The following is an 11,976-nucleotide window of genomic DNA, read 5'->3' as shown; positions in this document are numbered from 1 at the left end:
ACAGTCGGCCCCGGCGACCGGCCGGGGCGGCGGCTCACGGAACGGTGCGCGAGACGACGTAGATCATCGGGTAGTTCGGGTCGGCCGTGTTCACCACCACGTCCTGGGTGGGCGCCGGGTTCTTCTGCTTGCGGGTCAGGCCCGACCAGGGTCCGGGGCCGGTGAACTTCCAGCCGGAGATCTTCTGGTCCCGGGAGCTGATGCTGATGTCGTCCTTCTTGAGCGCGTCCCGGTTGATGCCCATGCCCTCAAGGAAGCTGTCCAGGCCCGCGCTGTTGGTGCGGAACTGGACGTAGAGGCGGCTGGTCTTCCAGTTGTTCGTCTCGTAGTAGGCGATCGTGTCGGCCGGGTGCGGGACCGGCACCTGGTAGAGGCGCCGCTGCACCTTCGACGGCCAGCCCATGGTGAGGCCGATCGCCGAGTACTTGGACTCCTTGTCCTTGCCGCTGTTGCGGCTCTGGTTGGCGGAGATCACCAGATAGCCGGCCGGTACGCCGATGAGCAGCACGATGATGAGCAGGGTGAGCCCCCGGCGGCGGGCCTTGTGCCCCGGTGTCTCGGGCCGGCGCCGCCCTTCCTCCGGGGACGCGGCCTGACGGGGCAGCGCAGCGGTCATGCGGTGTCCCGGGTACGGCGGGCCTCCGCGAACCGCTCGTAGCGCTCGTACCGCTCGACCCGGCGGCGCTTGGCGCGCCGGAACCGGCGGGCGACCAGGCGGGCGAGGTCGGCGGCCCCGACCATGCCCGCCTCGGGGCCCAGCTGGGCGCGCGCGATACGGGCCTCCGGGCGGTAGCCGCGGCCGGTCAGCTGGCGCTTGAACGCGTCCCGCGCGGGGCCGATCAGCAGGTCGTCGGCGGCGGAGACCCCGCCGCCGATCACGAAGCAGGACGGGTCGAGGGCGGCGGCGAGGTTGGCGATGCCGACGCCCAGCCACTGGCCGATGTCCTGGAGCAGCTCGATGCACATCGCGTCGCCCTCGCGGGCCAGCTCGGTGATCATCGGGCCGGTGATCTCGTTGATGTTGCCCTTGACGTGCTCGATGATCCCGTACGCCACCGGGGAGTCGGCCGCGGCCAGCTCCTTGGCCTCGCGGACCAGCGCGTTGCCGGAGCTGTACTGCTCCCAGCAGCCGCGGTTGCCGCACGGGCAGCGGTGACCGCCGGGCACCACCTGCATGTGGCCGAACTCGCCGGCGACGCCGTACTTGCCGCGCTTGACCTGGCCGTCCTCCAGGATCGCGCCGCCGATGCCGGTGCCGAGCGTGATCATGACCAGGTGGTCCTCGCCGCGGCCTGCGCCGAAGCGCCACTCCGCCCAGGCGGCGGTGTTGGCGTCGTTGTCGACGAGGACGGGGACCGAGAGCCGGCCGGAGAGGCGGTCGCGCAGCGGTTCGTTGCGCCAGGACAGGTGGGGGGCGAACAGCACGCGGTTGCGGTCGGCGTCCACCCACCCGGCGGCGCCGATGCCGACGGCGTGCACGTCGTGCCGGTCGGACAGGTCCAGGACCAGTTCGACGATCGTGTCCTCCACGACCTTCGGGCTCTTGGACTTGTCCGGGGTCTCCGTGCGGAGCTTCTCCAGGATGTTGCCGTCGGCGTCCACGACGCCCGCCATGACCTTGGTGCCGCCGATGTCGATACCGACGGTGGGGACGCGCGGGGCCGTCAGGTGGGACCGGCGCTCCCGGGTGCCGACGGTTCGCAGAACCGGGGCTCGGCGGGAGCCGATGGGGGCGGTGAGGTCGCGGTAGGTGCTCATCGGGCTCGATTGTGCCTCACCGTGAGAAAGGGTGCCGTTCGGGGGAGATAAGGAAGGGTGCGCGCCCTTGCCGGGTGCCGGCTGGTGGCGTCGAGAGTCCAGGTCACCTCCGCCTTCAGTCCGCGGTCGGCACGCGCACGGTCACGTTGTCCGGACATTACGACCAGGACGGCGGCGTCTTCAGGACCGTACGAGCAGCTGGAACTCGAAGGAGTAGCGGGTGGGCCGGTAGATGTGGTCGCCGAACTCGACGGCGCGGCCGGTGTCGTCGTAGGTGGTGCGCTGCATGGTGAGCAGCGGGGCGCCTTCCGGCTCGTCGAGCCGCTCGGCCTCGGCGGCCGTGGCGCCGCGCGCGCCGATGGACTGGCGGGCGCTGTGCAGGGTGATCCCGGCGGTCCGCATGAGCCGGTACAGGCCGGTCGCCTCCAGCTGGGCGGTGTCCAGGTCGAGCAGACCGGGCGGCAGGTAGTTGGTGAGGTAGGCCATGGGCTCGCCGTGCGCGAGCCGCAGCCGCTCGATCCGGTGCACCTCGGTCTCCTCGGCGACCCCGAGCGCGGCCGCGACCTCGGCGGACGCCGGGACGACGGTGTTGACCACCACGTTCGTCGCGGGACGCTGGCCGGCCGACTCCAGGTCGTCGTAGAGGCTGCTGAGTTCCAGCGGGCGTTTGACCTGGCTGTGCACGACCTGGGTGCCGACGCCCCGGCGGCGGACGAGGAGGCCTTTGTCGACCAGGGACTGGATGGCCTGGCGGACGGTCGGGCGGGACAGGCCGAGCCGAGCGGCGAGCTCGATCTCGTTGCCCAGCAGGCTGCCGGGGGTGAGCGAGCCGTGCTCGATGGCCGCTTCCAGCTGCTGGGCGAGCTGGAAGTACAACGGCACCGGGGAACTCCGGTCCACATGGAGGTCGAGCGTCACGGTCGGGTCCACGTCTGGTTTCGGCACGGGGCCGAGCGTATCCCCGTGACGGGTTGACGGGAAGTTGTGTAGTTCGATTGTCCGGACATACGGATTGACAGCGCGCGGGGTGCACCAGCACCTTGTTCCCATGCGCATCGGGGTCATCGGGACGGGCCGCATCGGCACCATTCACGCGAACACGCTCAGCCGTAATCGCGAGGTCGGATCGCTGATCCTCACGGACGTGGATCCCCAGCGGGCCCAGGATCTGGCGCACCGGCTCGGGGAGACGGCGGCACCGGGCACGGACGAGATCTTCAAGTGGGGCGTGGACGCGGTGGTGATCACCGCCGCCACCTCCGCCCATGCCGACCTGATCGGCCGGGCGGCGCGCTCCGGGCTGCCGGTCTTCTGCGAGAAGCCGATCGCCCTCGACCTGCCGGGCACGCTGAACGCCCTGGCCGAGGTGGAGACGGCCGGAACGGTGCTTCAGATGGGTTTCCAGCGGCGCTTCGACAAGGGGTACGCCGGTGCGCGGGAGGCGGTGCGCTCGGGCCGGCTCGGGCGGCTGCACACCGTACGGGCGCTGACCTCCGACCAGTCGCCGCCGCCTCCGGAGTGGCTGCCGCTGTCCGGCGGGCTCTTCCGGGACACGTTAATCCACGACTTCGACGTGCTGCGCTGGGTGACCGGCCGCGAGGTCGTCGACGTGTACGCGACCGGTTCGGACGCGGGTCCCGCGATGTTCCGCGAGGCCGGGGACGTCGACACGGGCGCGGCGGTGCTCACCCTGGACGACGGCACGCTGTCCACGGCGACGGCGACCCGGCTGAACGGCGCCGGATACGACGTGCGGATGGAGCTGGCCGGCGAGCGGGACACCGTGGTGGTCGGGCTGGACGACCGTACGCCGGTGGCCTCGACCGAGCCGACCGGGCCGCCGCCCGCGGACAAGCCGTGGCCCGGTTTCCTGGAGCGGTTCGGGCCGGCCTACGAGGCCGAGCTGTGCGCCTTCGTCGACGTGGTGCGCGGCGAGCTGGCCAACCCCTGCGACGGGCGCGAGGCGCTGCAGGCGCTGCGGATCGCGGAGGCCTGTGAGATCTCCCGGCGCGAGCGCAGGCCGGTGGCACTCGCGGAGATCCCGGACCAGCCGGCCTGACCCCTTCCCGTCCGCGGCCGGGCCGGCCGTGCCCGGCCGCGGACGGCGGCCACCAGCGCACCGGAGCCTGCGCACCCGATGAGGCCGGCGCGGCCACGCGGGAGCGTCCCATCGCGCGGCGACGATCTCGATGCCCCCGGCCCCGCCCATCGTGGGGCCGTTGAGGCCACCAGGCGTTCGGTTAACTCCGCGAAAACTCATCGGACTTGACGGGAAATTCTGCGGAGTTGTCATTGACATGCCACACTCTACGCGCGTCATCATGGAGCCATGAGATTCCCCCCACGGATCACCCGCATCGGCGCCGCGGGCGCCCTTCTGTCCGCCCTCCTCGTCGGCGGCACCGTCGCCGTCTCCACGGCGGACGCGGCTGCCACCTCGGTCGGCAGCATCTGCTACAGCGACCTGCCCTCGCAGGCGTACGACACGCTGGACCTGATCGCGTCGGACGGCCCCTTCCCGTACTCACAGGACGGGACCGTCTTCCGCAACCAGGAGGGCCTCCTGCCCAGCGAGCCGTCCGGCTACTACCACGAGTACACCGTGATCACACCCGGCTCCTCCACGCGCGGCGCACGCCGCATCATCACCGGCGAGCAGACCCAGGAGGACTACTACACCGCCGATCACTACGCCTCGTTCGACCTGATCGACTTCGGCTGCTGAGGACCGGCGCCCGGCCCCTCGCCCCGCGCACCCCCCACAACACGGAGTGAGACCCGGCCGATCGGCCGACCACCGGTCGAGGACGGATCCGTCGCACGCGTACCGGCACCGGTCGCCCGACCACCGGTGCCGGTCCCGTGTCCCGCCGGCCCGGATCTCCTGCCCCACAGGGCGGCGGCACGGCGACGCGGTTCGCGGTGCTGCCGTCACGGCGTGAGGATCACCTTCCCGGCGACCGTGCCGGACTCGGCGAGCCGCATCGCCTCCGCGACCCGGGCGAGCGGCATCCGGGCGGCGATCGGCGCGTCGATGTCGCCCCGCCGCAGGACGTCGAGGACTTCGGTGAGGTCGGCGCGGAGCCGGGCCCGGAAGCTGTCCTTCCTCCTGGCCCCGGCCCACACGTTGAAGAAGTAGGCGTGGCGCCCGTTGGGCAGCGCGTTCCAGAGCATCAGCCGGCCGACCAGCTTGAGCACCGGCCACATCTTGGAGCCCCCGACGTCCCGGGTGGACGCGGAGCCGTACGAGACGAGGGTGCCGCCGGGGGCCAGCAGCCGCCAGGAGTCGAGAATGCCGCGGCCGCCGACGTGGTCGAAGACGGCGTCCACACCGTGGGGGGCGATCTCGCGCACGCGGGCCGGGACGTCCTCGGACCGGTAGTCGACCGGGGCCACGCCCCGCTCCCGCAGGGCGGCGTGGTGGCGGGGGGAGGCCGTGCCGATCACCTTCACGTCGGCGAGCCGGGCGAGCTGGACCAGGACGGAGCCGACACCGCCGTTGGCGCCGTGCACCAGGACGGTCTGGCCGGCCTTGACGCGCGCCATGCGGTGCAGCATCCGCCAGGCCGTGAGCCCGTTGATGACGAGGGTCTCCGCCTCGGCCGCGTCGACCCCGTCGGGTACCGGCACCGCGTCCGCCGCGGCCACGGCGACGTGGCTGGCCCAGCCGCCGACCTTGACCAGTGCGGCGACCCGGGTTCCGGTCAGGTCCGGATCGACGCCGGGGCCCGTGGCGTGGACGGTACCGACCAGGTCGTAGCCGGGCGAGAAGGGGAACGGCGGCTGGTCGAAGTACTTGCCGCGACGCATCTGCTGCTCCGCGAAGGAGATACCGGTCGCCTCCATCCGGATCACGACCTGGCCCGGTCCGGGTACCGGGACCGCCCCGTGACGGATCAGCAGCCCCTCCGGCTCGACCTTGCCCGGCAGAACGACCCGCGTGAGTTGCTCGGCGCTCATGGCGACCTCCGTGACATCCCGGATGGATTGGCCCGCATCGCTTCAGCGAGAGGCTCTGACGAGAATGAACCCTAGCAATCGCGATGGCGGCACGCAATAGTGACAGTGTCTAACCGGCGTGACGGGGTCACCAACAGCGCGGGCGCAGGGCCGCGCCCCACCGCGACGGCAGGGGCCGGCGGTCGGCTGTCGGCTGTCGGCTGTCGGCTGTCGGCTGTCGGTGTCACCGTCGACGCTAGGCACACCACGGAAAAGCCCTGCCGGCGGTTGCCGACAGGGCTGAAAGGTCCTCGTCAGAGCGGGCGTGCCGGACGGCCGTCAGCGGAGCTGGAAGGCGTCGGCCAGGATGGCCGTCTGCACGTCGAGCAGGGTGGCGGGACTGTGGCCCATCCCCGTGAACTGGCCCGCGACCTCCAGGCCCACCGTGCCGTGCAACTGCGGCCAGGCCATGACGGCGCCGGTCAGCGCCACCGCCGCCGCCGGATCGGTGGCGGACAGGCCCGTCCACTGCTGGACCCACGCGGCGACTTCGGGCTCGTCGCGCAGCCAGGCCTGGAACTCCGCCAGCAGCGGGTCCAGACCGGCCAGCGGCCGGCCCTGGGCGAAGACCGACAGGAACGGCCCGAGGACCGACCGGGCCTTCATCACGGTCTCCGGCGGCGCCGTGAAGCCCGCCACCGGGGTGCCCTGGATGAGCAGGTAGAGGTGCGGATGGGCCACCGACCACGCCCGGTAGGCCCTGGTCAGCGCGAGCAGTGCCGCGCGCCCTCCACCGTCGGTGTCCACCGCGTGGACGGCCTCGGCCGCGGCCGTGTAGGCGTCCAGGACCAGCTCGGCCAGCAGGTCGTCGCGGCTGGCGTAGTAGCGGTAGAGCGCCGGGCCCGACAGGCCGATCTCCTTGGCGATCCGCAGCAGCGCCACGCCCTCGACGCCGCCGGCGGCGAGCTGGCGCACGGCCACTTCCTTGATCTCCGAGCGGGTCTGTTCCCGGTAGCGCTCACGCGGACTGCGCGTCTGGGCTGCCATGACCGGTCCTCCTGCGGGCTCACACCGGGGGGTGCCCGGCGGTCCGGCTCCGGCTCCGGCTCCGGCTCCGGCCGTCCCGGATCGTCATTCGTCCTTGCGACTGTTGCACTCTATCGCTTACGCGACAGAGTGTCGCCCCGCAGGGAGGCTCAGCACCGTGGCCAGGCGTGCGCCTCGGCGCGGTACGAGCCGTACTCGGGGCGGCCCGCGATGTCGTACGACTGGACGGCCACGCCCGCCGCGGTGCCCCGGCCGCCGGTGTGCCGGGGCTTCGTCATCGGTCGGCCGGCCTCCGGTGTGCGCTCAGCCCGCGTTGGTCGAGAACAGTCCGCCCGTCGGGCCCTGCTTGTCGCCGCCCTGGGCCTTCTTCAGGGCGTTGGCGAGGCTCTCGATGGTGAGGGACTGCAGGATCACCCGGCCGTTGCCCTCCAGGGTGGCCAGGGAGAGGCCCTCGCCGCCGAAGACCGCGTTCATGATGCCCTGGCGGTTGAGGCCGCCGACGCGCTGCACGCCGTACTGGATGCCTTCCTCGAAGGCGACGACGCAGCCCGTGTCGACCTCGATACGGCCGCCGAAGTCGGCGGGATTGAGGTCGATGAAGTTGCCCGCGCCGGCGATGATCACCGTGCCGTGGCCGGTGAACTTCTCCAGGATGAAGCCCTCGCCGCCGCTCATGCCGGTGCGGCCGCCCCGGAAGGCGATGCCGAACTCGACGGTGGACTCGGCCGCCACGAAGGCGTCCTTCTCGGCGAACCAGGCGCGCCCGCCGTCGAGCTCCAGGGCGCGCATCTCGCCGGGCAGCACACCGGCGAAGCCGACGGTGCCCTCGCCGCCCTGGGAGGTGAAGTACTGGAACGCCAGCGACTCGCCGACGAGCATGCGCTGGCCGACCTGCATGGCGGTGCCCATCGCCTGGCGCAGCATGCCACCCATGCCACCGGCGCCGCCCTGCGGCTGGCCGCCGTTGCCCGACGGTCCGCTCAGCCGGGTCTCCATGGTCACGTTCGTCGTCTTGAACAGGAACTTGCCGGCCTCGCAGTAGACGGTCTGGCCGGGGTGCAGGTTGACGACCGCCATCTGCATGGCGTTGCCGACGATTTCTTGCTGAAGAGTCACGGCAGAAGAACGTAGCCGACGGTCCGGCGGTTCCCCTCGCCCGCCCACCCGAACCGTGGGTGCGCGGGAGGGAACGTCAGGACAGTGCGCGGTGGGTCGTGGTCAGGGCCGCCGCTCCTGCCGCCGTCGGCGTTCCGAACAGGCGGAGGCGGGAGATGCCGCCGTCCGGGTAGATGTCCACGCGCGCGTGGGTGCCGACGACCGGGTCGGGCAGGACGAAACGGTGGTTCGTGTCGGGCTGGAGGCGGGTGCGCGGGAGGATCTCGTGCCAGTCGGCGTCCGCGCCGTCCGCGCCGTCCCGGACCGACACCGACGCCCAGCCCGCGCTGTTGCCCAGCAGGTACGCCGTGTCGATCTCGATCGCGCGGATCTGGGACTGGGCGGCGAGCCGGTAGCGGATCCAGTCGTTGCCCTGGTCGCGGCGGCGGCGCGTCTCCCAGCCGTCGTCCATCTTGCGGGAGCGGCCCGGCTGGATGGTGTTGGTGGCCGGCGAGTAGAAGAGGTCGGACGCGTCCTCGACCCGGCCGCCGTTCTCCAGGGCGACCACGTCGAAGGTGCCGAGCGCGGCGAGCCACCCGGGGTCGGGGACGACCTCGCCGTGGACGCGCAGGCGCGCGATGCCGCCGTCGGGGTGCTGGTTGACGCGGAGGTGGGTGAAGCGCTGTTCCAGGCAGACCGCGAAGCCGTTCGCCGCGTGGCCGCCGACAGGCGTGCGCGGGACGAGGGTCGTCCACTTCACGTCGTCGCCGAGCAGTTCTTCCGGGGACGGGGAGCCGGCGGCCGAGGTGCCCTCGACCGACACCGCCTGCGGGTGGTTGCCGCGGAAGTGGGCGGTGTCGACGACGATCCCGCGGACGACCCCGGGAGCGCCGAGGCGGACCAGTGCCCAGTCGTGGTCCTCGGCGGTGGGCCAGGGGTGGCCGGCCGAGGCCCCGCGGCGGCGGCGCGTCTCCCAGCCGTCCATGATCTTGCCCTTGTGCCCGAAGTGCTCGGGGTCGAACTCGGCCCGCCCCGGCGTCAGCAGGTTCTCCCGCTGGGCGAAGAACTCGTCGTTGGCGGCGATGACCCCGGCCCCGAGCCGCCGGTCGGCGAGGTCGGCGTACCGGGTGAAGGGGAAGTCGGCGGTGCGGTAGTCGGCGTACGGGTCGCCGCCGGAGTAGGGGGGCGCGGCGCCGGTGAAGGTCGGGATCGCCGTCAAAGAGGTTCTTCCTTCCGGGTGTCGGCCGGTGCGGGTGCGGGAGAGAGGCAGGTCACGGGGTGCGGGTGAGGAGGCGGCCCCGCGGGGGCGTGAACTCGCCGTCCGCGACGATGCGTTCGCCGCGCAGCCAGGTGGACTTCACAACGCCGTACAGGGTCTTTCCGGCGTACGCGGTGACCCGGTTGCGGTGCTGGAGGCCGGCCGGGTCCACGGTGAAGGCCTCGTCGGGCGCGAGGACGGCGAAGTCGGCGTCCCGGCCCGCCGCGATGGCGCCCTTGCGGTCGTCGAGGCCCACGAGCGCGGCCGTGCGGGCCGACATCCAGCGGACCACGTCCTCCAGACCGTGGCCGCGCTTACGGGCTTCCGTCCATACGGCGGCGAGGCTGAGCTGGAGGCCCGAGATGCCGCCCCAGGCGGTCGCGAAGTCGGCGGTCTTCAGGTCGGCCGTGGCGGGCGAGTGGTCGGTGACCACGCAGTCGACGGTGCCGTCGGCCAGCGCCTGCCAGAGCAGGTCCTGGTTGGCCGCCTCCCGGATGGGCGGGCAGCACTTGAACTCGCTGGCGCCGTCCGGGACTTCCTCGGCGGTGAGGGTGAGGTAGTGCGGGCAGGTCTCGACGGTGAGGCGGACGCCGTCCGCCTTGGCCGCCGCGATCAGCGGCAGCGCGTCGGACGAGGACAGGTGCAGGACGTGCACGCGCGCGTGCAGGCGTCTCGCCTGGGCGATCAGCTGGGCGATCGCCGTGTCCTCCGCGTCGCGCGGGCGGGAGGCGAGGAAGTCGGCGTACTTCGGGCCACCCCGCCGCGGGGCGGTTTCCAGCCGGTGCGGGTCCTCGGCGTGCACGATCAGCAGGCCGTCGAAGGACGCGATCTCCGCCAGCGACCGGGCCAGCTGCTCGTGGTCGAGAGGGGGGAACTCGTCCACGCCGGACGGCGACAGGAACGCCTTGAAACCGAAGACACCGGCCTCCTGCAGCGGGCGCAGGTCCTTGATGTTTCCGGGCAGCGCGCCGCCCCAGAATCCGACGTCGATGTGCGCCTTGTCGGCCGCGACCGCGCGTTTGACGCGGAGGCTGTCGACGGTCGTGGTCGGCGGGAGGGAGTTGAGCGGCATGTCGACCAGGGTGGTGATGCCGCCGGCCGCCGCCGCGCGGGTGGCGGTCCAGAAGCCCTCCCACTCGGTACGGCCCGGGTCGTTCACGTGGACGTGGGTGTCGACCAGGCCGGGCAGCAGGACGTCGTCGCCGAAGTCCTCCAGGCGGGCGCCGGCCGGGAGGGGGGCGTCGTAGGGCAGTACGGCCGTGATCGTCCCGGCGGACACGGCGACCGAGGCGGCCCGCGTTCCCTCCGGGGTGATGACGCGCGTCGAGCGCAGCACCAGTTCAGCGTCGGGCACCCGGACCCCTCTCTCTGCGCCGTTCTGCTTCCGGTTACTTCCGGGAAACGGGATTTACACCCACGTAACGGAGTTCAACGTTCTGTTGAAGGAGTCTTCACTCCCGCCCCCGCGCCGTCAAGGGCGCCCCCTCCCGACCCCACAGGCACCCATCCTGGACGTTTCCACAAAGCGGAATTATCATTCCGGCAAGCAGAACGTAGTGATGTGCGACCAGGGAGTCAACCGACTGCCGGGTAGGCTGCTGGCCTTCCCGCCAGTCCCGAAAGGAACGCGCCGTGCCGACGTCCGACGCCAGCACCACCGAATCCGCCAAGTCCAGCGGCGGCGGGGTCCAGTCCCTTGAGCGCGCCTTCGATCTGCTGGAGCGGATGGCGGACGCGGGCGGCGAGGTGGGCCTCAGCGAACTGTCCGCGAGCAGCGGACTGCCGTTGCCGACGATCCACCGGCTGATGCGCACGCTGGTCGCCTGCGGCTATGTGCGGCAGCAGCCGAACCGGCGGTACGCACTCGGGCCCCGGCTGATCCGGCTCGGCGAGTCGGCGGCCCGGCTGCTCGGCACCTGGGCGCGGCCGTATCTCGCGCGACTGGTCGAGGAGACCGGGGAGACGGCGAACATGGCACTGCTCGACGGGGACGAGATCGTGTACGTGGCGCAGGTGCCGTCGAAGCATTCGATGCGGATGTTCACCGAGGTGGGGCGGCGGGTGTTGCCGCACTCCACGGGCGTGGGAAAGGCGTTGCTGGCGGACGTGCCGGACGCCGAGGTGCGGGCGCTGCTGGGGCGGACCGGGATGCCGGCGGCCACCGAGAAGACGATCACCACTCCGGAGGGGTTCCTCGACGCCCTGGCGGAGGTGCGGCGGCTGGGGTACGCCGTGGACGACAACGAGCAGGAGATGGGGGTGCGGTGCCTGGCGGTGTCCGTGCCCGGTTCGCCGACCGCGGCCGCCATTTCGATCTCCGGGCCCGCGGGGCGGGTCACGGAGGCGGCGGTGGCGAAGATCGTGCCGGTGCTGCAGCAGGTGGCTGTCGAGTTGTCCCACGCGTTGGCGAGTTCGGGAGCCTGAGCGGCAGGGCCCGCCCCGCCGTGGGCGGGTGCGGGTCGTGTCGAGGCCGGTCGCGCCCGCGCGGCGGAGCCGCACCTCAAGAGCGCTCCGCGCCCCTTACGGGGCGCTCAGGGTCTCGGCGTCTCACCGAACAGGTCCACCGCCTGGCGCACGTCCGACAGGCCTCGCGACAGCGCGCTCATCGAACCGATCGCGCCCGCGATCAGTAACAGCGACCGGCGCAGGCGGGGGATCTCCGGGATGCCGCCCGCGGCCATCGCGGCCAGGGCCGCCAGTTCCTCCTCGGCTATCGCCCGGTCCGGGAACTCGGCCGGATGGCCGGCCAGTTCGCGGCGCAGCCGGGAGACCGCCGTGCGCAGTTCCGTCACCCTCGGATCCTCGTCGCTGCCGGTCACCGGCCTCTGTCCCAAGCTCCGCAACACAGCTCTCCCCCCCCCTCGCAGGCGTCCCAGGAC

At 72.2% G+C, this 11,976-nt stretch carries 13 protein-coding genes; 3 read left to right on the top strand and 10 right to left on the bottom strand.

From position 1 onward, the window contains the following. Positions 1-34 precede the first annotated feature (34 nt). The 3 genes from AB0P24_RS05865 to AB0P24_RS05855 all read right to left on the bottom strand — a co-directional run bounded on the left by AB0P24_RS05865 (position 35) and on the right by AB0P24_RS05855 (position 2,676). Positions 35-616: a sugar kinase gene (locus AB0P24_RS05865; protein WP_365790971.1), complete on the bottom strand. Its 582-nt coding sequence runs from the start codon at positions 614-616 to the stop codon at positions 35-37. Beyond that, entirely contained in the window at positions 613-1,758 is a 1,146-nt protein-coding gene (locus AB0P24_RS05860) for an ROK family glucokinase (protein WP_089106885.1), read from the bottom strand. Before AB0P24_RS05860 ends, AB0P24_RS05865 begins: the two co-directional genes overlap by 4 nt. Positions 1,759-1,938: 180 nt before the next feature. Continuing rightward, the gene (locus AB0P24_RS05855) at positions 1,939-2,676 is read right to left on the bottom strand and encodes a GntR family transcriptional regulator (protein WP_365791136.1); all 738 of its coding nucleotides are present in this window, start codon (positions 2,674-2,676) and stop codon (positions 1,939-1,941) included. Positions 2,677-2,806: 130 nt separating this feature from the next. Between AB0P24_RS05855 and AB0P24_RS05850 the strand changes: the two genes are divergently transcribed. Together AB0P24_RS05850 and AB0P24_RS05845 are read left to right on the top strand one after the other, a co-directional pair. Beyond that, complete coding sequence (locus tag AB0P24_RS05850; RefSeq protein WP_365790970.1) at positions 2,807-3,817, top strand: Gfo/Idh/MocA family oxidoreductase; 1,011 nt, start codon at positions 2,807-2,809, stop codon at positions 3,815-3,817. Positions 3,818-4,087: 270 nt separating this feature from the next. Beyond that, on the top strand, positions 4,088-4,483 hold the full coding sequence (locus AB0P24_RS05845; protein ID WP_365790969.1) for a ribonuclease: 396 nt from the start codon (positions 4,088-4,090) through the stop codon (positions 4,481-4,483). Positions 4,484-4,689: 206 nt separating this feature from the next. Here the strand turns inward: AB0P24_RS05845 and AB0P24_RS05840 are convergent, their stop codons facing one another. From AB0P24_RS05840 to allB, 6 genes are all read right to left on the bottom strand, one after another. Beyond that, positions 4,690-5,718: a medium chain dehydrogenase/reductase family protein gene (locus tag AB0P24_RS05840; protein ID WP_365790968.1), complete on the bottom strand. Its 1,029-nt coding sequence runs from the start codon at positions 5,716-5,718 to the stop codon at positions 4,690-4,692. A gap of 318 nt (positions 5,719-6,036) precedes the next feature. Continuing rightward, positions 6,037-6,744 (bottom strand): TetR/AcrR family transcriptional regulator, encoded by a 708-nt coding sequence (locus AB0P24_RS05835; protein ID WP_365790967.1) that lies wholly within the window; start codon positions 6,742-6,744, stop codon positions 6,037-6,039. A 149-nt stretch (positions 6,745-6,893) separates the two neighbouring features. Continuing rightward, complete coding sequence (locus AB0P24_RS05830) at positions 6,894-7,022, bottom strand: hypothetical protein (protein ID WP_365790966.1); 129 nt, start codon at positions 7,020-7,022, stop codon at positions 6,894-6,896. A gap of 25 nt (positions 7,023-7,047) precedes the next feature. Further along, positions 7,048-7,860, bottom strand: a complete 813-nt coding sequence (locus AB0P24_RS05825) for an AIM24 family protein (RefSeq protein WP_365790965.1) — start codon at positions 7,858-7,860, stop codon at positions 7,048-7,050. A gap of 76 nt (positions 7,861-7,936) precedes the next feature. Further along, positions 7,937-9,058, bottom strand: a complete 1,122-nt coding sequence (gene alc, locus AB0P24_RS05820; RefSeq protein ID WP_365790964.1) for an allantoicase — start codon at positions 9,056-9,058, stop codon at positions 7,937-7,939. Positions 9,059-9,110: 52 nt separating this feature from the next. Beyond that, positions 9,111-10,451 (bottom strand): allantoinase AllB, encoded by a 1,341-nt coding sequence (allB, locus tag AB0P24_RS05815; protein WP_365790963.1) that lies wholly within the window; start codon positions 10,449-10,451, stop codon positions 9,111-9,113. Positions 10,452-10,729: 278 nt separating this feature from the next. Here allB and AB0P24_RS05810 point away from each other — a divergent pair, with 278 nt between their 5' ends. Beyond that, entirely contained in the window at positions 10,730-11,521 is a 792-nt protein-coding gene (locus AB0P24_RS05810; RefSeq protein ID WP_365790962.1) for an IclR family transcriptional regulator, read from the top strand. A 107-nt stretch (positions 11,522-11,628) separates the two neighbouring features. Here AB0P24_RS05810 and AB0P24_RS05805 read toward each other — a convergent pair whose 3' ends face one another. Further along, positions 11,629-11,943: a DUF5955 family protein gene (locus AB0P24_RS05805; protein WP_365790961.1), complete on the bottom strand. Its 315-nt coding sequence runs from the start codon at positions 11,941-11,943 to the stop codon at positions 11,629-11,631. Positions 11,944-11,976 lie beyond the last annotated feature (33 nt).

Origin of the sequence: Streptomyces sp. NPDC086519 (assembly GCF_040686075.1) — a bacterium.
Lineage (GTDB): Bacteria > Actinomycetota > Actinomycetes > Streptomycetales > Streptomycetaceae > Streptomyces > Streptomyces shenzhenensis.
This window is presented reverse-complemented; position numbering and strand designations above follow the sequence as displayed.